We start from the raw sequence: 19,714 nt of genomic DNA, 5'->3' as shown, positions 1-19,714 counted from the left end.
TACAAAAAATCCTCTTTTCCATGTGTCATCAGGAAAAGAGGATACGGGTGTCAGTTACGGGTGATTTCGACGTATTTATAGGAAATATCCGTTCCGACATTGTGTCGCGCGAGATTCTTCACTTCTGTATTTTGTAAGAAGGCATTCTTTCGTTGGTAGACCGGTGAGATTGCTTGATCGTCGAGTAATACGCTTTCGGCTTTACTGAGTAACGCGAGGCGTTTGTCTTGATCGAGTTCACTTTCAGCTTGTTTCAAGAGACGATCATACTGTTTATTCGAGTAGTCCATCATGTTGAATGGATTCCCTGTCGTGAACAAATTCAAGTAGGTCGTCGCGTCCTGATAATCCGGTGCCCAGCTTGCGAGTGACAGATCATAATCCCCTCGTCCTTCACGAGCCAGACGTTCTTTCTTCGGCAGTGACAACAGTTTAACGTCGACGTTCTGTTTCTTCAACGCCCCTTGAATATACTCGCCGATTTTTTTTGAGACATCATCGTCTTCAATCAACATCGTCAATTCAAGGTTTTGTTTGGCGAGTACCTTGTTCGCAGCTGCTGCATCATACGACGATTCAATTTGGCGCGCATTGTCATACTTCGGATCGAGTTCTTGCGGCACGATGTAATCCGCCGGCAGTGATCCGTTTCCGAGTAACGTCTCCGTCAACGCCTTTTTATCGTACGCCGCGTCGATTGCTTGACGTGTCTGTTTGTCTTTTAACGCATCCGTCTTTTCGTTCATCCGAATGAAGAACATCCGCGAATCGCTGAACGTGTTGTACTCTTTTTTACCTTTGTACGTGACGACGTTCTCCGAATTGAGTGGCGCGACATCGAGCTCACCTGACTCGAACAAGTTGATCGCAAGCATCGGATCCTTGATGATTTTGACGTCAACTTCGTCGATCTTGACGTTCTTCCGGTCTGCGTACTCAGCATTCTTCGCGAGCGTATAGCCTTGTTCCGCATGATATTTCTTGAACGTGAACGGTCCGTTGTAGACGTTTGTCTTTGGATCCGTTCCAAACTGGTCACCTTCTGCTTTGACGATATCTTCCCGGACTGGCATATAGGTGCCGAACGTCGTCATGCTGAGGAAGTACGGTGTCGGACGTTTCAGTTCGATCCGGAGTGTCTCGTCGTCGACGGCTGTCGTTTTTTCAACCGGCTCAAGCAAATACGCGAACGGTGAGTTCGTTTTGACGACACGCTCGAACGCATAACGGAAGTTCTCTGCTGTGACGGGTTTTCCATCCGACCATTTGGCATTTGGGTCAAGCTTGAACGTATAGACTTTTCCGTCTTCAGACACACTATGTGATTTCGCTGCTGCCGGAACGAGTTCGTTGTTCGCGTCAAAGCGATAGAGTCCTTCGTAGATTTGGTTAAAAATGTTTGACGTGATAGCATCTGCCGGATCAACCGACAGGAGATCATAGCTCTCCATCGTATGCAAGACCTTCTTATCTGCTTTTTTCTCTTCTGCTGGTTCTGTCGTTGCACATCCTGCGAGTAGGACTGCCGTGCTCGCCGCTGCGATCAATGTTTTTTTCATGTGTAGTGCCTCCTGAGAAATATGATGAGCGTTGGATGATTCGGCATGTGACGTACAAAAAAGACGCCCTCTACGCATAGCTATTAGCTAATGCATAGAGGACGCCTGTATCCGCGCGGTGCCACCTCTGATTGAAACGAAGAATCGTCTCCACTTGTCGCTGGTCCAACAACCAGCTAGCCCGGTAACGGGGGCAACCGTCCTGTCTACTCGAAGGTTCAACAGGCTCTCAGCGGTCCATTCTCGTTCAGCTTACCGTGTCAGGCTCTCACCATTCCTGACTCGCTTGGTCGGCAGTGTTGACGATACTTACTCCGCGTCGTCGATGTAATTAATATGGCTTAACTTGTTGTTTACTTTACACGGCTTGTTTTTCGCTGTCAACGAAAAAAACTCAGAACGGATGGTCTTCTTGTTTTTCTTGCTCGCGACGGACCGGACGTGGTCGAATCGGTTCGACGTGTTTGACATGTGTTCGCGTAACGATTCGGTTACTGAGTGCTGCGTCAAGTAAGATCGTAATCGCTGCTGCCATGTGTAAGAACATCCCGACGACCGGAATGACCCCGACCGTTGATGCGACGATCCCGACGATGTTCCCTTTTGAGACATTCCCGGCACGTGCCGTCAATACGACGACGACGATATGAAACGCGAGCATTAACCACAGGGCATTGTAACCGGAGAAAATGACGATTGAACCACCTAAGAGCGGAATCCCAAGCACCGCTTCCATTCCACCTGATACCCACTTCAACGTCCGCAATGAATCCTGTCGACTCTCCATGACGTCGCCTCCTCTTTTTTTCCATATGTCTAGTATACGACGGATTACAGAAAAGGTTCCAAGGTTTTTTGTTTAGTTTCTGTAATAATAACCATAAAAAAAGCAATCGACGAATGTACTCAAGTTTTGCTCCCTTTCCTCAGGTGAGACACAAGCCGCGACTCTTTCGCTTCAAGCGAAGAGCCGCGGCTTGTTTGTCTCTGACAGCGCAACTGCGCTTTTTCCTGTAGGAGTGGAGCGCCTTGAGCATCCAGCATGCACTGGAAGATCCGTCAATCGCTCATTATTTTAAACCGCCAACACATGGAACTGATAACCACGATGGACAACGAATCCTGCCTCTTTGTAAAGATCGAGTGCACGATCATTATCCGTCTCGACATCGAGTTCAAGTTGCGTCCGACCTGTCCGGAACAACGCTTGGACCATCAACTTCAGCATCTTTTTACCATAGCCGTTGCCTTGTGCTTCTGGACGAACCGCGAACGCATGGATGCTCGCTTGCGTATCGGAAGCAAGGTAGGCACGGATGACGCCGACCGGTTTGCCGCTTGCGACACCGATGAACGTGATGCGGTCATCAGATTCGATTGCTTGATAGATCGACTCTGCTTCTTCATCCGTGTTCCCGAACGATTTACCAAGCGTCTCGACGATGAACGGACGGTCGTCTGCTGTCGCTTCGCGTAATTCGAAATCCGGATCGGCTTTTAAGAACAACTGCGCCTTCTTCAAAATCATATTGTACTCGGTCATCCGGTACTCAGCACCTAACCCTTCAAGGACGGCTTGACCTGACTCACTTGCATCGTCAATAACGAACGTGAAGGCTTCAACGCCTGCTTCCGTTGCCCGCGCTCGTGCCGCTTCAACGAGTGCCGTGAAGATTCCTTGTTTCCGGTAATCCGGATCAACGAAGACGTTTAGTTCCCATTCCGTCGGTAAGTACGCGAACGCTTGTAAATATCCAATCAATTGCTCGCCATCATAGATTGCGAAATCGTTCTCGCCAACCCAATCGGCTGCGACTTTTAATTCAATGCCATCATGATCGTTGACACATTTTTCGAGTTGTAACACATCTGTTGTCTGTTTGACGTCTGTGACGTTCCATTCCATAATTCACTCACCTCATTTTTAACTATACCGAACGAATAAAAGAAGCACTAGCAAAAGCTAGTGCTCATTGCAGTTTGAATGTCTTCATCATCTGCGGAACGTCCTTTGCGATCAAGTTCTCGATCGCTTTCTTGCCGACAGCGCCTTTGACGGCTTCCGTCGGTAAGACGTAGTAGTACGTTTTACTCCCTTTCGTCCCGAGATATGTACCATATCCGATTTCACGGTCGAACTGTTTTTTGGAGAGCTTCTTCGGCTCATAGTTCAAGTTAACGAGCAGTTGATCCGCTCCTTTAACTTTATAGTACAACGCGAACGTACCGCTCCGAGTGATGACACCGTATTTCGATTTGACTGTCTTGTTCTTGACGAGCTCGACTTTGTCTTGTTGGATCGCCTTTTTCAACGTGTCCGTCGTCTTGACGGTATAGCCGAATGTCTTGTTTTCGACGACTCCTTTGCTATATGTCACGTTACTTGCGGCAAATCCCGTCACCGGAGTCAGACATGCTCCGAGTAAGACCCCTGTCATTGCGATTCGTTTCATGCTGACTCCCCCTAAAATGATTGATAGTAATGGATTCCCTTTTGTGAAATAGGTAAACTCTATTCTCGAAAAAGATTTGACGGAATTGTCTAAATTTCTTACGATAGGGATAACGAAACGAAATGGGGTTAAAGCGATGACTGAACAAGAACAATTAACGCAAGAACAGCTCGATAACTTGCTCAAGAATGCGTTTGCAATGCAGGTTCCGATCCTCGAGAAGTTCATGAAGGATACACACGATCGCTATGCACTCGCAACGACGTCGTTCAAGCGTGACATGGAAGCGATGAAAGAGACGGAATGGCATCAGTTCTTCGCGAGTAAACTGTTACCACACTTCTTCCTCGAACACCTCGGATTCGGTGCCTCGTTCCGCTTCAACGGACACGATAAGGAAGTCGATCTTCCGGAAAACGTCGTACCGGTCCGTAATGATGCCGATGAGCAAATCGATAAAGTCGTCCTCGGGGTCAAAAAAGCGATGCAAGACGAGCATATCAAGAACCACGATCTCGTCGCGAACTTCTATAAAGAAACACTCGAACTCGCTTGCCAGATGGGCAGTCGTGTCGGGATGAGCGATGAGTTCTATACTCTCGTTAAACCAAGTCTCGTTCATGCGAACGAAGGCGAATAATCGTTGAAATTCAAGAGAGGTCAGTTCCGGAAAGCTTTCCGAGAACTGACCTCTCTTTTTGTATAACGAATTGGTCCAATCAAAACCGAACGTAGAACACCGCTCCCCCACCACTTCGGTCTCGAACACCATAATCAAATTGATGACTATCAAGGATCATCCGACTGATCGCAAGACCAAGTCCATGACCGGCACTGCCTTCTTGTTTGACGTAGACGTCCCAAATCGTCGCCCGGTCTTCTGCTCGGACTCCCGCTCCTTCATCCTCGACCGTCAATTCGTCATGCGTTAAGCGAACCGTGACCGTCCCGCCGACGGGTGAAGCAAAACGGGCATTCATCAAGAAGTTGATTAAAACACGTTCGAACATCCGTGGATCAAGGGACTGCCTAACCGGTTGCAGCTCTGTCGCCAGTGTAAGTCCTGCTTGCGTGAACGTTCCCCTTAATCGTTCAACCGTAATCGATACGAGTTCATCGAGTGCCACATCCGTCTTTTCAAGCGGCATCCGTCCACCAGCAAGCTTCGAATAGAGTAATGTCTCATCAATCAGATGACCGAGTCGATCCGTCTCCTCGATGATGCTCGTCGTCACGTCGGGCAGTTCGGTGACGGGAATGACACCTGCCGCAAGTGCCTCCGTCTCGTTTCGAATGATCGCGAGCGGCGTCCGCAAGTCGTGGGTGATCCCGGCGATGAACGTCTTTTGCAGATGATCCTTTTGTTTCAGTTGTGTCTGCATCTCGTCGACCGCGTCAATCAACTCTCCGACTTCATCCTTCGGTCGCGCCGGTAAGACGACATCTGTCTCGCCGGCACCAATCTTTTGAGCAACAGACCGAAGCGTCACGATCGGTCGCGTCAGGTGCCGTCCCATATAGTAAGCAAGCAGTGATGCGAGCAGCAACGTCACGAGTAACGCGAGTCCAATCGCGATATAGACACCGTCGAGGGCGCTACTTGCCAGTGGTGCTTGTCGAACCGTCGTGATGCGCGTTCCGTCAACGGTCAGCTGATACGTCAGCAATCGTTCGTCTTGTACTTCGATGACGTCTTCCTTCTTAAGACCGTCGAGAAGTGGTAACCGTCCGGCCGGTCCGCGCGCACCGATCCGTTGCGTTAATCCATCGGTCGTCAAAAATCCTTGGATGTCACGCGGAATTGGTGTGTCGGCTTCAAGCGCTTGTTTGATGATGTTCGCTTCCCGGGCGAGTTGATCGTACCGTTCACCTTCTGCGAACCGATTGACGAGGAACGCCGTCAAGATGAAACTGAGGATCCCCATCACGAGCAACGGACCAACGACAGCGTATAAAAACTTACGCATCAAAGAACGTCGTTTCATTCGATCGCCTCCAATCGATAGCCGACCCGGTGGACCGTCTTCAATTGTCGTTTAATGATAGGCAACTTATCCCGCAATTGTTTGACGTGTGTATCGACGGTCCGGGTATCACCACCGAATGCATACCCCCAGACATCGTCAAGAATCTGATCCCGACTGAGTGCCTCCCCGAGATGTTCAATGAAATAGAGTAACAGTTCGAACTCCATCTTCGCGAGACTGACCGCCCGCTCACCGGTTTTGACTTGGCGTCCCTTTTCATCGATCGTTAAGTCACCAAATGCATGGCGAGCGACCGGACGGACTTTTAATGCCCGTTCAAGCCGGATCGTCAATTCCTTCAGGACGACCGGTTTGACGAGATAGTCATCAGCACCGAGTTCAAGTCCGAAGACGCGATCATCCGCCTCTCCACGCGATGTCATCATGAAGACGACCGGCGGTTGAACTTGTGATTTGATGCCTGGCACGAGTGACCAACCGTCACCGTCTGGTAAGCGGACGTCGATCAAGACGGCATCAAACGCTCTCGTCAGGTACTGTTTCGCCTCTGCTAACGAACCAGCAATCGTTACGTCATACGCATGGTGCCGAAGGAAACGTGCCGTCACCTGCGCTAATTTTTGTTCATCTTCAATCAATAGTACGTTCATCATCATCCCTCCACTCTTAGTGTAGCGCCTTTTTGCCTTCATTTGCCTTTCTTCGCAGTTTCTTTGCAACTTCCTCACAACTTCTCTTTCCTGACCCTCTACCATAAAAGGTGAAAGGAGTGATCATCCCATGACATTCAAAAAACAATGGATCACTGCATTGACAATTAGCGCATTAACAGTCGGAGGCGCATCCGCATATGCTGCGACGAACGACGACTCGAGCACGACAAAACAAGCGAAACACGGGCACCACTTCGAAGGTATGAAAAAACACGACATGACGTTACTGTTGAAAAAATTAAACCTGACACAAGCTGAGGCAGACACTGCCCGCGAGAAAGGACAATCGATCGCCGATCTCGCGAAAGCAAAAGGGATTTCGTTCGCTAATTACAAGAAGGCGGAACTCGCAGCAGCGAAAGAACAACTGGCAAGTCTCGTCAAATCAGGCGACTTAACGCAAACGCAAGCAGACGACATGCTGAAGCGTCAAACGGAACGGTTCAGTGGCGTCAAGAGCTACGATGAACTCAAAGACAAGATGCCGATGGGTCGCCACGGTGGACCAGGTTTCTTCAATGAATCATTGATCGCCGACGTCCTGAAGGCACTTGGACTGAGCCAGTCGAAATTCGACGCAGCGAATCAATCGCTCGCTGCTTATGCGAAGGCACAGTCGATCAAGTTCGCCGACTACAAAAAAGCATTACTTGCGGCACAGACAAGTGAACTCAGTCAACTCGTCAAAGACGGAAAGATGACAAAAAAACAAGCAACGGAAATCAAGTCTCGTCTGACTGAGGAATATAAGGACGCGAAGAGCTACGACGATCTTCCGGAGCGCGGCGAACACGGCAAGCGTGGTGACCATGGACCAGGTGGTGTCTTCGGCGACTCGACGTCAGCGATTCTAAAAGCACTTGGACTCGATGAAGCGAAGTTCAAGGAAGCGAATCAACCCTTACCTGAATTCGCGGAAGCAAACAAGATTGCTTACGCCGATTTTGAGAAAGCCGTCCTGACAGCACAAACTGCTGCGATTGATCAACAAGTCAAAGATGGCAAGCTGACAGAAAAACAAGCGAAACAGATCAAGGAACACATCCAGTCCCGCGCAGATGATGTCTCAAGCTACGCTGACCTCAAAAAAGGTCCAGCACGCGATGGTCATGGTCCAGGACACGGACATGGTCCGGATGGTGACATGCCGGGCGCACCGGATCAAGGAGCAGATGCGGATCCGAACGCCAGTGACACTTCGGTCGATTTAGCGATTTAACATATAAAACGAAGCTCATACCGTTGAGCTTCGTTTTTTGTCGTACTTGACCTCTTAATTTCGAAATAAAATTGCATCGTTTTCTAACTTTCCATTCATTTTTTTGAAATAATAGTCTATTGTTTAAGGAATCATTGCAACGATTCTCCCCTTCATCCGATAGTAAGACTGAAGCGTTACTACGTATGGAGGTGAAGAGATGGCGTTTTTTGAGGCCATGAAAACAATCCGACGATCAGATACGGCACCGATTCATATCGGTGGGCTTGAAGTATCTCGTCTTGAACAATCAGAAGCCTTTTTCCATCATCAAACCGATGCGATTTTTGTCTTTGATGCTGCTGGTACGATCATCTATTTCAATGAACATCTTCCAGAAATCCTAGGATACTCGGAACATACCTTATACGAGCACTTTTCCGTGTTTAATCCTCCGGATCAAATGGAGGCGGTCTCGCAATTTTTCCAGCGTGCGTTACAAGGGGAAACGGTTCATTATACAGCAAGAGGGTTGCACGCAGACCAACATCTCGTCACCTTAAAGATTACGAATATGCCGATTGAACAGGAAGGACATGTCATCGGTGTCTATGGCGTCGCACGTGATGTGACACGCGAAAAACAACTCGAAGAAGACGTCTCGGAAATTCGCTCCCAACTGGAGCTGACCGAGCAAGTGCCTGAGTTAGTCTTATTCTATTATGACTTACGGTCGCATCAAATCGAGCCTTCACCGTCACTTCTCAAGTTTCTCGGGCTAAGGGAAGATCAGTCATCAATTGAGCAACAACGGTTACTCGAACGGATTCATCCTTGGGATTTTGACCCACTCCGCTTTGAGATCGAGCGCATGGCAGCCGGAAAGCAGGACCAGTTCGAACAAGAACTGTCCTTGCTGACGTCAGACGGTTCGTATCAATTGTTGCGCTTGAAGGCAGTACGTCGCGCAGGGCATGCGCATCAGGCTTCAATCGTCTTGTATGACTTATCAGAAATCGATGCGGCCCGTCAACAATTGAAGATGGAACGCGCACAAGCCCGTGACATTTATGAGGCTGTGAACGCGGCGATCTCACAAATTGATTTGACGACCGGACGGATTTTATTTCATTCGCAAGGTTTTTTGCACATCTACGAGGAGTTACCAAAAAATTTGATTTTAAATGATACGTGGTTATTGTCGCGAATCGATCCTCGAGATCACGATGCGATGCGAAAGTTCATGCAACGATTGTTACAAGGGCATGCCGGAACACTTCAGTACCGTCTCCGTTTTCCCGATGGACGGATCAAATGGGTCGAGGATCAACAAATTCCAATCTTTCACTCTGACGGATCAATTGCGTATTCTAACAGCATCTTGCATGATATCACGTTACAAAAAGCGTACGAAGAACAGTTACGGCAACTCGCTCTCCGGGACGTCGTGACCGGTCTTCCGAATCGCCAAGCACTGATTGAGACGATTGAATCGTGGCAAGCACGCACTGTTCCTTTTTTCGTTCTCTCGGTTTCTTTCAACCGCATTACGGAGATCAATAACGCGTTCGGTCACGGTTCCGGCGATCAGTGGCTCCAAGCGACAGCTGCCCGCTTAAACGATGTCAAACCGAACGAGGTCTTCCTCGGTCATCTCGGTGGGGATGAATATGCACTGCTCGTCTCGACCGACTATGAACAAGATGTCACGCCGTGTGCGGAAAAACTGCTTGCGATCTCGACACAACCGATTTCAATTGAACCCTACGCCTTGTTCGCTCGGGTTTCGATCGGTATCAGTCGCTATCCTCAAGACAGCACGGACGCCGTTGAGTTATTAAAGCATTCTTACACAGCACTACGCCGCTCACGACGCGACGATCACAGTGCGTTTCATCATTATGCTTCGAATCTCGATATTGACTATTATCGGCGCTATCGTTTGGAGCAAGACTTGCATTATGCCATCGAACGTGATCAGTTATTCCTCGAGTACCAACCAAAGGTCGATAGCTGGACGGGAAAGATCGTTGGAATGGAAGCCTTGATCCGCTGGCAACATCCGGAATGGGGACGAATCCCGCCGAACGACTTCATTCCGCTTTCAGAAGAAAGTGCGCTGCATATCGACATCGGGGACTGGGTCCTCGAAGCAGCCTGCCGTCAGATGAACGAGTGGTCCAAGACCGGTGCCTCACTCGTCCCGATCTCGATCAATGTCTCACCAAAGCGGCTGTTGATTCCAGGATTCGAGCATCAAATCGAACAGACCTTAACACGATATGCGCTCGACCCGGCCCTGCTTGAACTTGAGATCACAGAAGCGGCCCTCATCATGGATGATCCGATGACGAGTCGGACACTTGAATCGGTCAGTGCCCTGGGTGTCCGGATCGCCTTAGATGATTTCGGTAAAGGTTACTCTTCGATGGTCTATTTGCAACGTTATCCGATCGACGTCATCAAAATCGATCGTCAGTTCGCGACGCACATTTACGATGATGCGAAAGCGCAAGCGATCGTTAAAAGTATCTTGTACATGGCGAACGAATTTAACCTATATGTCGTAGCAGAAGGCATCGAGACGATTCAGCAGCTCGATACGTTTCGGATGCTCGAATGTCCACGCATCCAAGGATATCTCTTCAGTCGACCGGTTCCGAGTGATGTGATGGAAGGATTTTTAATTCGAGAAATTCTCTATCCGATCGAGGCTTGTGCCCTGTCGAGTGATACGGTTCCACGGTTTTCCGTTCCCGGAAAGATCCGGATGCTGACGCATCATACGGAGTCCTTCACGCTCGCTTTTTCTGACTTACAGGCACACCAGACGAGTACGAAGGTCTTGTATTTCTCGACTGAAACGCCCCTTCCTTCACATGCCGCAACATGTGAGATTCGATTAAACGAAGGGCTGCAACTCGTCACCTGTACTGTCACGATCATCGGTCAGCAAGACGGACAATATATGGGGGAATATACGAACGAAACGGAAGCCGAACAGATCATGCGCTTCTTCCAATCGTTACGTTACACCCCTTGACTCACTCACGAAGACGTTCACAGACGTCTTCGTGCTTTTTTGTTATAGTAATCTTAAAGTAATTTACTCTAGATGGGAGGAATGACATGCAGTCCCCACTACCGATAAAACATCATCGTCGTTCGACGAAAGGTCAACTCTTTCGACGTCTCCTCATGCTAACGATCGGTGCCATCATCTTTGCAATCGGTCTGAAAGGATTCTTAGTTCCGAATAACATCATCGATGGCGGAATCGTCGGAATTTCGATCATCGGCTCGAAAGTCACGGACACGACCCTCGCCTTTTGGTTATTCTTCCTGAATATCCCGTTTATCTTCTTCGGCTACAAACAGATCGGGAAGACGTTCGCCCTATCGACGTTATACGCGATCTTCATCATGGCGATCGCAACGAAACTCCTCGAACACATCGGTCCGTTGACAAGCGTCGACTTACTCGCGACCGTCTTTGGTGGATTGATTCTCGGAATCGGTGTTGGCATCGTCATCCGTTCGAGTGGATCACTCGATGGAACGGAGATTCTTGCTGTCTCGTTTAGCCGATCGACACCGTTTTCAGTCGGAGAGATCGTCATGTTCTTCAACGTTTTCATTTTAGGAGCCGCTGGTTTTGTCTTTGGATGGGACCGGGCTATGTATTCCTTGATTACATATTTCGTCGCTTTCAAGACGATCGACGTCGTCATCGATGGACTCGATCAATCGAAAAGCGTCTGGATCATTTCCGAGAACTACGAAGAGATTGGTCTTGCGATCATGGATCGTCTCGGACGAAGCATGACATACTTAAATGGAGAAGGTGCCTTTACGGGTGATGGGAAGAAAGTAATTTTTTGTGTCATCAGTCGCTTGGAAGAATCAAAGTTGAAGGACATCGTTCGTGACTTTGATGAACAAGCCTTTATTGCGATCGGCAACATCCATGATGTCCATGGCGGTCGCTTCAAGAAAAAAGATATCCATTAACCGAACGAAAGGAAGGAACGCGGGTGTGGAAAAAACATCGTAAAAAAATCATCGCTACCATCATCATCATCGTCACCTTAGTCGTCGTCATCATCGTCGGTATTTCCGGTTACGTCGGCTCATCCTTGACACAACCGGAGCGCGAGGCATTGACGACAAATCCGAAGAAGGCAGAAAATCTGGACTATGAGGACGTGACATTCCGGTCCTATAAAGATCGGACCCGCTTATCCGGCTGGTGGATGCCGAGTGAGGATGCAAAGTTAACAATCGTCTTTGCGCATGGATACGGGAAGAACCGGGAGCAAGAAGACGTTCCGGTCCTGCCGCTCTTCAAGAAGTTTCATGATGCTGGCTACAATGTGTTGACGTTTGATTTCCGAGGTTCCGGTGAATCAGACGGCAAACGCGTCACCGTCGGAGCCAAGGAACAAGACGACTTGTTGACGGCTGTGCGGTACGCGAAGTCACGTTCGGCGAATCCGGTCGTGCTCTATGGTATCTCGATGGGTGCGGCGACTTCGCTCGTCACCGCTCCGAATGCCGATGTCGTCGGTGTCATCGCCGATAGTCCATTCAGTGATTTAGAAAACTATCTCGCCACGAATCTTCCGGTTTGGAGCGGGCTACCGAATTTTCCGTTTACACCGATCATTCTAGAAATCACACCTCCGTTGACAGGACTCAATCCCGAACGCGTCAAACCGGTCGAATCCGTCCGACGGATTGATTACCCGATCCTGTTGATCCACGGGAAAGATGACGATGCGATTCCAGTGACGGAAAGTATGAAGATTCAAAAGGCAGCGCCACGATCGGAACTTTATGTGACAGAGAACGGCGGTCATGTCCAGTCGTATGCCCACGACCGAAAAGCTTATGAAGAGAAGGTGCTCGCGTATTTAGCTGACTTGCACTGATAGGAGGAAATCGGAATGCAGCAACTCTCCGTGTTCTTGACGTTTTTCATCGCACTGACGGTCATGGGGATCGGTTTACTCGTTTCGCGTCGCGCCGGGTATCGGTTCCCTTACGGACGAGCGGTTCTTCTCATTTGGATCGGTTCCGCACTCATTGGATTGACGATGTATATCTTACGATGACAGACAAAAACAGCCGCCCGCTTCCTCTATGGAAACGGGCGGCTTGTTCGTTTGTGCTTATCGTTTTAGTACAGCAGCTCCGACGATCTTCAAGACTTCCGGACGACTGAGTTTCTCCTTCCCTCTTGCAAGGGCATCCAGCGTTCCATGCGCGAGTGCAAGTGGAATGTGACAGAATTCATAAATCGTCGTCTCCTTCGGAATGGACGCAAGGTAGGCGTCGGCTTCTGCGAGATTCTCACGCGCATAAGCAAACATCGTATCCGTCGTCCAACCAGGTGGGAAGTAACCGACACCACGCTCCGCATCCTCCTGTTGGTTACGCAGAATGTTGACGGCTTGTAAACCACGACCAAATCCAATCGCTTGTTGCTTATCCGTGACAATGCCTGCTTTCCAGTACCAAATGTCTGACAGCATCACACCGACAAGTCCAGCGACATAATACGTGTACTCATCGAGATCCGCTTCTGTTTTGACAGTCCAGTCGCGCTCTGCCCAGACCGCCATTCCTTCTGCCATCTCCGCCGTCGAATCGAGGACCTTCGGACGAATTGCGGCCGGACAATAGGCGATCCACTCCGGTAGACGGAGTGTCACTTCCGGCAGATGCGCCGTGTAAGGCGCGATCAACTCGAGATAGGCCGTAGCGGAGAACGTGCCACGCATCATCAATGCCGTCTCACGTAGTAACGTCGTCTTGATGTCCGTCGCTAGTTCTTCATGGTCTTCGATCTCATCGATGGCACGCATGCATAGATAAGCAGCACCGACCGCTTCCTGTAAGTCTTGCGATAGTCGACTAATCGGGATATAGAAGGTGCGACTCGTCGCTTTTAGTACACGGTTCGCGTCTTTTTTCAGCTGCTTCGTCTCATTCATTCCTGACAACTCCCTCTTTGATTCAAAAGGTTTCTTTTCTTCTCCATTTACTATACACGATTCAACGCGTTTGAGCATTTATTTCATGATAAGAAAGACTCCCTGCACTCGTATGATACGTGCAGGGAGTCGATTTGTATTCTTTTTTCCAGAGAATGCCTGAATCACGAGAGGATACACTGGCATTCACTTGACCTTACTTTTCTTGTTGTTTCAAGAGTTGTCCGATCAACCCTGTACTCCGTGATGCTTCTGTATTCTCTTCTTGGATGGCTAAATAGACTTCCTTCCGATGGATGTCGACTTGTCGCGGAGCACGGATTCCGAGCTTAACTTGATCTCCTTCAATTGCAAGAATCGTCAGTTCGATATCGTCTCCGATTTGAATCGCTTCGCCGTTCTTTCGTTTTAATACGAGCATCAGCGTCCACCTACTTCTGTCAGACTTCCAATCTTTTGACGATTCGGATATGTATCTTCTAAGATGATTTGTTTCGCGAGCCGCTGTTTCGTTTCCATAACGAATGGTGCACGTAAATTTGTCGTCGATTCCTGGAAAGGCTCACGTAACGTCACCGTCGTGTATACAGCGACTTGCGCTGTTTCTTCGATACTCAACTGTTCTTTTGCAGAATCCGTTAATTCAAAGACATAGTCCGGATCGATCCAAAACGGATTCGTGACGATGAATGCGCATTCCGGCTGATCAATGGATTGGAAGGACCAAAACGGTACCCCTTCTCCAAACGGCAACAAGACGAATTGTTTGGCATCCGGAAACCCCGGTAATTCAGAAGCGAAGGTAATGATCTCACTTGGCTCGATCGTAATCGCACCAAAAAAATCTGTTTCGATTTGCATAATATTATCCTTTCTCGTCGTATATGCCACCCACTGGCCACATATCTAGCTGATTTCGTTCTCGGAGGAAAATGTCTGTTTTCCCTTCCGTGACCTCTAATTCCGGACGATGCGTCGTGACATCGATGACCGGCTTACGAGCAGTGTAACGAACATTCACTTCAGCCGGTGTGAAATTAATTTTGACCCGGTCCAAACTCCGAGGAATGAAGCCCATCGTCGTCACTTCTGCTGGAGGCGTATCGTTCATCTTCGCAATCCGCGCGATGACCTCGCCTTTTTGCTCGATCCGCATCAATTGATCTCCTTCACTCGCGACGCGTCCCGTTCCTTCACGTACCATTTGTTGACCAAGATCCGCATACCGTCTGACGGATTCGAATGCTGGGATTCGTCCCATCTCGATCCAAGCTTGCGACGAATCGATTTCGAGACGAGCCGCTACAGTTTCAATCGTTAGCTCCCCTTGCGGTTGTTCAATCGAAAGATCAGCCGGACGTTGCGTTTGCCGCATCTCAAGTGGTGTCGTCTGCATACCGATTTTAGCAGAGGTCTGTCGCATCTCTAAGTGAGGAAGATTCATCCCGGTTCACCCCTTATCGAAGAAAATCAAGTAACGATGGTTGGATGATGCGTGCTCCGGCACTGAGTGCAGCACGGTGCAACGTTTCGTGTGACTTCAGTTCCATGATGACCTGTTCGGTTTCGATGTCTTCGTTATCAGACATGACGGTTTTTGCGATAATTTCTTGATCTTCTAAGCGCGACGCATTTAGTTCTAGTCGATTCACGCGTGCCCCTAAATCCGAACGTACTTCGACCGTTTTGTTCAACATCGCTGTTAAGTCTTTCAACATGCCGGATAATTCAGTTCCGTTATTTGTGCTACTACCAGGACTTCCATCTGCTTTTGTACCACCAAGTGCATTAAATAACTTCTTTAGCGTCGTGAACGTATCTTTTCCAAACACACCACCGTCACCACCATCTGTAGGTGTGACGTTGACTTGTACCTTGATCCCTGAAGACACTTCATACTCGATCTTTCCGTCACTTGTTCCGAGGGTTTCTGTGAAAATCTTATCAACGTCTGCGGTATTTACAGTGTCTTTTAAAAATGCTTTCAGTTCTTCCATATTGATGAACGGTTGATCCGTTTGTGTACCGTTAAAGATTTGCTTTTCGTTATATTTTGTATTCGCCAGTGTTCCGATATGTTCAATCAACTGTCCAACTTCGCTTTGGATGGCTTTCCGCTGTGTGCCATCATACGTATCGTTTGCTGCTTGTGTCGTCAATTCGTTGATCCGACGCATGGCAGACGTCACTTCATCTAAAGCAGAATCGGTTAGGTCCATCCAGCCTGTCGCTTCATCGACATTTTTCTTGAACTGATCGACTTCCCGGACTTCTGTCCGGTACCGGATCCCCTGCATTGCAACGACTGGATCTTGAGACGGCTTTTGAATTTTTTTACCGCTAATTAGTTGTTCTTGTAACGTACTTAGTTTTTGGTAACTCGAAGATAAATGACCAATATTCGTCTTCGTCAGCATCGTTTGTGTGACCCGCATGTCCTCATTCCTTCCTTATCAGCGACCGACTAATCCCATACCGTTAATGATTTTATCGAGCATTTCATCGACCGTCGTGATGTTTCGCGCCGCTGCGTTATATGCATGCTGGTACTGAATCATCATCGTCATCTCTTCGTCGAGTGAGACTGCTGAGACTGACATTCGGCGTTGATCGGCATTCTCCATCAAAACACTAGCATTTTTTCCTAGGTCAATCGTTTGGCTTGTCGCTACCCCCATGTCACCGATGATCGATTGATAGAACGAACCGATCGGAGCACTTAAATCACTCAATGATGTTGTTTTGATGTTGGCTAAGATCAATGCCCCAGAACCATCCCCGATATTTCCGTCTCGTGAACTCATAATGTTCGAAAGGTCTTTCCAAATCGTATCTCCGACTGAAATCGTTCCGGCCTTGACCGTTCCACCATCTGAAGCAACAAAAAATTCATTTGTCCCATACGTATTGCTGACAGTTCCAGAAGCATCCTTGGATTTAATGAAGTTTTTTGAATGAGCATCATTAAATTCCTTCGCAAAAGCAGCAGCCATCTTATCTAGATTATCGAGCATCTTAGGATATTCACCTGTCAGTGTCGTTTCACCATCTCTTTGGTAACCGTGCATTTGTAATAAAGCCCAAAGTTTACCGTTTGAAAAGCTATTTGATGCTGTGAATAAAACTGGTCCTGTTGTAGTGTTGTATCCAGTGATTGCTTTTGTCGTAGGATCCTCCGTGAATGTAAGAGAACGTGCTTGTGTGATTGACATATCAACCGCATGTAATGACGAACCTCCCGGAACGATGATTTCCACATCCATACGTCCTTCAGCAATCTTTGAAGCATTCCCCATGCCTCCACTTGTAATAGCAGTTGCATCAATCGGCACTTTTTTAAAATCCACATATGTCGATAATTCATCGAAGTAACGATCACGTTCATCGTATAAGTCGTTTGGCAAGACGCCAATCGGTTCAATTTCGTGAATTTGTGTATTGACGTTATAGATTTTCTGAAGGAGATCATTTACTTTTTTCGTCGAGACGTCTAGTTCATTCTTTAAGTCCCCTTGTACCTTCGTCAAAGAAGTCGCTAAGTAGTTGAATGTCTTTGACACGGTATCCGCTTGCTGCCGAACGACGCTTCGCGCTCCCGAGTCTTGCGGGTTCTTTGACAATCCTTGTAACGATGCCCAAAAACTATCGAGTGTTTTCGCAAGCCCCGTTTCAGACGGTTCGTTGATGATATCTTCCATTCGCCCGAATGCTGCTGCTTTCGTTGAATAGTACGCATACTTCGTCGATTCATCGCGATATTGTTTATCGACCATTACGTCACGTAATCGCTCGACGAGTTCTCCACGGACACCGGTTCCGAATTGAACGTTTTTTCCGCCGCCTAGGGAGACCGAAAGTTGTTCCGTTGTCGCTTGGACGAGACGCTGTCTTGAAAATCCTGCTGTTCCGGCATTTGATACGTTATTTCCTGTCGCTTGTAACGCCCATTGACTCGTCGTCAGCGCACGACGTCCCGTTTCAAGCCCCATGAATGTTGAACCCATTCGACTTCCTCCTTATGCATTTCGATTGAAGTGTGTCCGGTCAAACGTCGATTGACCATATGTAAAGTCATCCGCTTCCGGTACGAGCAATTGCAAATGCCATTCGATGTAATGTAACGATTGTTCTAATAACTCTGCGTTCAGCGCGTTCGCTTTTCGCAGTTGCCCCATCGTCGATAAGAGAGCTCGAAGCGTTTCGACATCTTCAGGGTGCGACGCGATCCACTCCGTCATCGTCACGGTTCCCATGGATTCGATGCGCTCTTGCTCTAATGTCGCGATGCGTTTTAGCAAAACGGGTTCTTCCTTGACGATTTTCGAAAGGCGACTCATGTCGTTTTGAATCAATGCCTCTTTTTTCGAAAAGGCGAGCGCTAATAATGCTTCATGCGCCTCCGTCAACTGTCGGATGATTTCCATATCGTGTTTGCTCCTTTTATCATGAGTCCGACTACTTTACTACCTTGCTATCGTTTCATATAAAAAGCGACCCGCGCATCCGTGCCCCGAGTCGCTTCTAATGTCAGTTTCATTCACCTTATTACAAGTTCAAGAAACGTTCCGCGATTTTGTTCGCATCCGGTTTATAGGTTCCATCCTGAATGGCTTGTTTAAGGGAGGCAATTTTATCTGCCCGCGATGAAGTCGTTCCTTCGAAGCGCACGCGTGCTTCTTTTGAAATCGTCACTTCGTCTGTTCGATTCATTCGTTTTGTTTCGGTTCCTTCTACGGGTTGATTTCTTTCATACGTCTTGGGCATGTTCACCCATTTAGTCGAATCAATTCGCATGTGAACACCTGCTTTCTAGATTACGAGATTCTTGATTTAAGTTCGATACGTTCTCGGTTTCGAAGGGTCCACAGAATCTTGCATCGCTTGGGCGAGGTCACGTCGCAATTTATCACGACAGTCAGCACAAATCGTCCCTTCATGAGAGGGTTTTCCGCAACTCTCACACGTGATTTCCATTTGAGAAATCTCAGAAATCAACAAGCGCCCTTCCTTGATATAACGAAAGACGGTTTCGCGTTTGACTCCTGTTTGCATCTCGACATCATTCGGTGAAGTTCGGACTTTTCGCCGCTCTCGCAAGAATTCGCGTACCTTTTCGAAATTCAGATGATCTTGACGCATACACGTCGGACAAAGATCAGAAGATTGTTTTACAAAAATTTTCCCGCAAGATTTGCAGTTTACTACATCCATTTCCTTCACCTCATTCAGAGTATCGGCAGGAATGATGAAATATTAAATACTCCGAAATAAAGTTACTGCAGAAATTTCACTTGCGCCCGCTTCCTTGAGACGCACCATCGCTTGCCGGAGTGTTATTCCTGTTGTGTAGACATCGTCGACCAGCAAGATATTTTTCCCTGCAACTTCTTTCGTGACATGAAATGGATTCGATCGTTTAAGACGTTCTTCTCTTGATTTCCTACTCTGCGGTGTCCCTTCGTCGCGCTTTAATGCTAAGGTGACCTTCCCATTCATTCGTCTAGCGATCTCTTCTGCTTGATTGAATTTTCGTTCAGACAAGCGGTCACGGCTAAGCGGAATCGGAACGATCCATCCTCTTCTCATTTTTACCTTCTTCAACTCGTCGGTAAACATCCGAATTAGGACAGTATCTCCTAAAAATTTATAACGATGCATGAATGTCTTCGCTTCCTCATTGTAAAGATACATCGTACGGGTATGAAGTGGTAAGCCGAGATTTTGCCATCGTCGACAGTCCTGACAGAGCTCGATACCTGGTTTGCCACAGTCCACACATCCACCACTTTTTACAAATTTCATTTTAC

At 48.1% G+C, this 19,714-nt stretch carries 22 protein-coding genes and 1 other annotated feature; of the genes, 6 read left to right on the top strand and 16 right to left on the bottom strand.

What is annotated here, in order from left to right; all coding sequences use genetic code 11:
- Positions 1-50: 50 nt before the first annotated feature.
- From EXG77_RS03140 to EXG77_RS03125, 4 genes are all read right to left on the bottom strand, one after another.
- Positions 51-1,559, bottom strand: coding sequence for a peptide ABC transporter substrate-binding protein (locus tag EXG77_RS03140; RefSeq protein WP_035396228.1), 1,509 nt, complete (start codon positions 1,557-1,559; stop codon positions 51-53).
- Between the two features lie 94 nt (positions 1,560-1,653).
- Positions 1,654-1,891: a binding site (T-box leader), on the bottom strand.
- Positions 1,892-1,953: 62 nt separating this feature from the next.
- Positions 1,954-2,346, bottom strand: a complete 393-nt coding sequence (locus EXG77_RS03135; RefSeq protein WP_035396226.1) for a hypothetical protein — start codon at positions 2,344-2,346, stop codon at positions 1,954-1,956.
- Positions 2,347-2,634: 288 nt separating this feature from the next.
- On the bottom strand, positions 2,635-3,465 hold the full coding sequence (locus EXG77_RS03130; protein WP_035396223.1) for a GNAT family N-acetyltransferase: 831 nt from the start codon (positions 3,463-3,465) through the stop codon (positions 2,635-2,637).
- A gap of 64 nt (positions 3,466-3,529) precedes the next feature.
- Positions 3,530-4,012 carry a hypothetical protein gene (locus EXG77_RS03125; protein WP_035396220.1) on the bottom strand — a complete coding sequence of 161 codons (483 nt, stop codon included), beginning with the start codon at positions 4,010-4,012 and terminating at the stop codon, positions 3,530-3,532.
- 136 nt (positions 4,013-4,148) lie between these two features.
- Here EXG77_RS03125 and EXG77_RS03120 point away from each other — a divergent pair, with 136 nt between their 5' ends.
- Positions 4,149-4,652, top strand: a complete 504-nt coding sequence (locus EXG77_RS03120; RefSeq protein WP_023469278.1) for a hypothetical protein — start codon at positions 4,149-4,151, stop codon at positions 4,650-4,652.
- Positions 4,653-4,731: 79 nt separating this feature from the next.
- On the opposite strand, the gene EXG77_RS03115 is transcribed toward EXG77_RS03120, so the two are convergent.
- Together EXG77_RS03115 and EXG77_RS03110 are read right to left on the bottom strand one after the other, a co-directional pair.
- Positions 4,732-5,997, bottom strand: a complete 1,266-nt coding sequence (locus tag EXG77_RS03115; RefSeq protein WP_035396217.1) for a HAMP domain-containing sensor histidine kinase — start codon at positions 5,995-5,997, stop codon at positions 4,732-4,734.
- Entirely contained in the window at positions 5,994-6,650 is a 657-nt protein-coding gene (locus tag EXG77_RS03110; protein WP_035396214.1) for a response regulator transcription factor, read from the bottom strand. The genes EXG77_RS03115 and EXG77_RS03110 overlap by 4 nt, the downstream gene beginning before the upstream one ends.
- 130 nt (positions 6,651-6,780) lie before the next feature.
- Between EXG77_RS03110 and EXG77_RS03105 the strand changes: the two genes are divergently transcribed.
- From EXG77_RS03105 to EXG77_RS16285, 5 genes are all read left to right on the top strand, one after another.
- Complete coding sequence (locus EXG77_RS03105) at positions 6,781-7,932, top strand: hypothetical protein (RefSeq protein ID WP_035396212.1); 1,152 nt, start codon at positions 6,781-6,783, stop codon at positions 7,930-7,932.
- A 217-nt stretch (positions 7,933-8,149) separates the two neighbouring features.
- The gene (locus tag EXG77_RS03100; RefSeq protein ID WP_238987916.1) at positions 8,150-10,954 is read left to right on the top strand and encodes a GGDEF domain-containing phosphodiesterase; all 2,805 of its coding nucleotides are present in this window, start codon (positions 8,150-8,152) and stop codon (positions 10,952-10,954) included.
- A gap of 86 nt (positions 10,955-11,040) precedes the next feature.
- Positions 11,041-11,922, top strand: a complete 882-nt coding sequence (locus EXG77_RS03095) for a YitT family protein (RefSeq protein WP_035396207.1) — start codon at positions 11,041-11,043, stop codon at positions 11,920-11,922.
- Between the two features lie 23 nt (positions 11,923-11,945).
- Positions 11,946-12,842: an alpha/beta hydrolase gene (locus tag EXG77_RS03090; RefSeq protein WP_035396205.1), complete on the top strand. Its 897-nt coding sequence runs from the start codon at positions 11,946-11,948 to the stop codon at positions 12,840-12,842.
- Between the two features lie 15 nt (positions 12,843-12,857).
- Positions 12,858-13,025: a hypothetical protein gene (locus EXG77_RS16285; protein WP_156357207.1), complete on the top strand. Its 168-nt coding sequence runs from the start codon at positions 12,858-12,860 to the stop codon at positions 13,023-13,025.
- Positions 13,026-13,082: 57 nt separating this feature from the next.
- On the opposite strand, the gene EXG77_RS03085 is transcribed toward EXG77_RS16285, so the two are convergent.
- The 10 genes from EXG77_RS03085 to EXG77_RS03040 all read right to left on the bottom strand — a co-directional run bounded on the left by EXG77_RS03085 (position 13,083) and on the right by EXG77_RS03040 (position 19,709).
- The gene (locus EXG77_RS03085; protein WP_023469286.1) at positions 13,083-13,907 is read right to left on the bottom strand and encodes a squalene/phytoene synthase family protein; all 825 of its coding nucleotides are present in this window, start codon (positions 13,905-13,907) and stop codon (positions 13,083-13,085) included.
- Positions 13,908-14,103: 196 nt separating this feature from the next.
- On the bottom strand, positions 14,104-14,328 hold the full coding sequence (gene csrA, locus EXG77_RS03080) for a carbon storage regulator CsrA (protein ID WP_023469287.1): 225 nt from the start codon (positions 14,326-14,328) through the stop codon (positions 14,104-14,106).
- The gene (fliW, locus tag EXG77_RS03075) at positions 14,328-14,768 is read right to left on the bottom strand and encodes a flagellar assembly protein FliW (RefSeq protein ID WP_035396203.1); all 441 of its coding nucleotides are present in this window, start codon (positions 14,766-14,768) and stop codon (positions 14,328-14,330) included. Before fliW ends, csrA begins: the two co-directional genes overlap by 1 nt.
- A gap of 4 nt (positions 14,769-14,772) precedes the next feature.
- The gene (locus tag EXG77_RS03070) at positions 14,773-15,351 is read right to left on the bottom strand and encodes a DUF6470 family protein (protein WP_023469289.1); all 579 of its coding nucleotides are present in this window, start codon (positions 15,349-15,351) and stop codon (positions 14,773-14,775) included.
- A gap of 13 nt (positions 15,352-15,364) precedes the next feature.
- Positions 15,365-16,342: a flagellar hook-associated protein FlgL gene (flgL, locus tag EXG77_RS03065; RefSeq protein ID WP_035396201.1), complete on the bottom strand. Its 978-nt coding sequence runs from the start codon at positions 16,340-16,342 to the stop codon at positions 15,365-15,367.
- 18 nt (positions 16,343-16,360) lie between these two features.
- The gene (gene flgK, locus EXG77_RS03060; RefSeq protein WP_023469291.1) at positions 16,361-17,911 is read right to left on the bottom strand and encodes a flagellar hook-associated protein FlgK; all 1,551 of its coding nucleotides are present in this window, start codon (positions 17,909-17,911) and stop codon (positions 16,361-16,363) included.
- A 12-nt stretch (positions 17,912-17,923) separates the two neighbouring features.
- On the bottom strand, positions 17,924-18,331 hold the full coding sequence (locus EXG77_RS03055) for a flagellar protein FlgN (RefSeq protein ID WP_023469292.1): 408 nt from the start codon (positions 18,329-18,331) through the stop codon (positions 17,924-17,926).
- A 121-nt stretch (positions 18,332-18,452) separates the two neighbouring features.
- On the bottom strand, positions 18,453-18,671 hold the full coding sequence (locus EXG77_RS03050; RefSeq protein ID WP_241492300.1) for a flagellar biosynthesis anti-sigma factor FlgM: 219 nt from the start codon (positions 18,669-18,671) through the stop codon (positions 18,453-18,455).
- A 66-nt stretch (positions 18,672-18,737) separates the two neighbouring features.
- Positions 18,738-19,046 (bottom strand): hypothetical protein, encoded by a 309-nt coding sequence (locus EXG77_RS03045; protein ID WP_145981725.1) that lies wholly within the window; start codon positions 19,044-19,046, stop codon positions 18,738-18,740.
- Between the two features lie 114 nt (positions 19,047-19,160).
- Positions 19,161-19,709, bottom strand: coding sequence for a ComF family protein (locus EXG77_RS03040; protein ID WP_238987915.1), 549 nt, complete (start codon positions 19,707-19,709; stop codon positions 19,161-19,163).
- Positions 19,710-19,714: the final 5 nt, after the last annotated feature.

Origin of the sequence: Exiguobacterium sp. OS-77 (assembly GCF_000414195.2) — a bacterium.
GTDB lineage: Bacteria > Bacillota > Bacilli > Exiguobacteriales > Exiguobacteriaceae > Exiguobacterium_A > Exiguobacterium_A indicum.
This window is presented reverse-complemented; position numbering and strand designations above follow the sequence as displayed.

Bases quoted from the DNA above. Each gene is read 5' to 3' on its own strand.
- EXG77_RS16285 (WP_156357207.1), top strand. From the start codon at position 12,858: ATGCAGCAACTCTCCGTGTTCTTGACGTTTTTCATCGCACTGACGGTC.
- EXG77_RS03050 (WP_241492300.1), bottom strand. From the start codon at position 18,671: ATGCCCAAGACGTATGAAAGAAATCAACCCGTAGAAGGAACCGAAACA.
- EXG77_RS03100 (WP_238987916.1), top strand. From the start codon at position 8,150: ATGAAAACAATCCGACGATCAGATACGGCACCGATTCATATCGGTGGG.
- EXG77_RS03110 (WP_035396214.1), bottom strand. From the start codon at position 6,650: ATGAACGTACTATTGATTGAAGATGAACAAAAATTAGCGCAGGTGACG.
- EXG77_RS03130 (WP_035396223.1), bottom strand. From the start codon at position 3,465: ATGGAATGGAACGTCACAGACGTCAAACAGACAACAGATGTGTTACAA.
- EXG77_RS03135 (WP_035396226.1), bottom strand. From the start codon at position 2,346: ATGGAGAGTCGACAGGATTCATTGCGGACGTTGAAGTGGGTATCAGGT.
- EXG77_RS03125 (WP_035396220.1), bottom strand. From the start codon at position 4,012: ATGAAACGAATCGCAATGACAGGGGTCTTACTCGGAGCATGTCTGACT.
- csrA (WP_023469287.1), bottom strand. From the start codon at position 14,328: ATGCTCGTATTAAAACGAAAGAACGGCGAAGCGATTCAAATCGGAGAC.
- flgL (WP_035396201.1), bottom strand. From the start codon at position 16,342: ATGCGGGTCACACAAACGATGCTGACGAAGACGAATATTGGTCATTTA.
- EXG77_RS03045 (WP_145981725.1), bottom strand. From the start codon at position 19,046: ATGCGTCAAGATCATCTGAATTTCGAAAAGGTACGCGAATTCTTGCGA.
- EXG77_RS03055 (WP_023469292.1), bottom strand. From the start codon at position 18,331: ATGGAAATCATCCGACAGTTGACGGAGGCGCATGAAGCATTATTAGCG.
- EXG77_RS03140 (WP_035396228.1), bottom strand. From the start codon at position 1,559: ATGAAAAAAACATTGATCGCAGCGGCGAGCACGGCAGTCCTACTCGCA.
- EXG77_RS03115 (WP_035396217.1), bottom strand. From the start codon at position 5,997: ATGAAACGACGTTCTTTGATGCGTAAGTTTTTATACGCTGTCGTTGGT.
- EXG77_RS03040 (WP_238987915.1), bottom strand. From the start codon at position 19,709: ATGAAATTTGTAAAAAGTGGTGGATGTGTGGACTGTGGCAAACCAGGT.
- EXG77_RS03085 (WP_023469286.1), bottom strand. From the start codon at position 13,907: ATGAATGAGACGAAGCAGCTGAAAAAAGACGCGAACCGTGTACTAAAA.
- EXG77_RS03120 (WP_023469278.1), top strand. From the start codon at position 4,149: ATGACTGAACAAGAACAATTAACGCAAGAACAGCTCGATAACTTGCTC.
- EXG77_RS03095 (WP_035396207.1), top strand. From the start codon at position 11,041: ATGCAGTCCCCACTACCGATAAAACATCATCGTCGTTCGACGAAAGGT.
- fliW (WP_035396203.1), bottom strand. From the start codon at position 14,768: ATGCAAATCGAAACAGATTTTTTTGGTGCGATTACGATCGAGCCAAGT.
- EXG77_RS03105 (WP_035396212.1), top strand. From the start codon at position 6,781: ATGACATTCAAAAAACAATGGATCACTGCATTGACAATTAGCGCATTA.
- EXG77_RS03070 (WP_023469289.1), bottom strand. From the start codon at position 15,351: ATGAATCTTCCTCACTTAGAGATGCGACAGACCTCTGCTAAAATCGGT.
- flgK (WP_023469291.1), bottom strand. From the start codon at position 17,911: ATGGGTTCAACATTCATGGGGCTTGAAACGGGACGTCGTGCGCTGACG.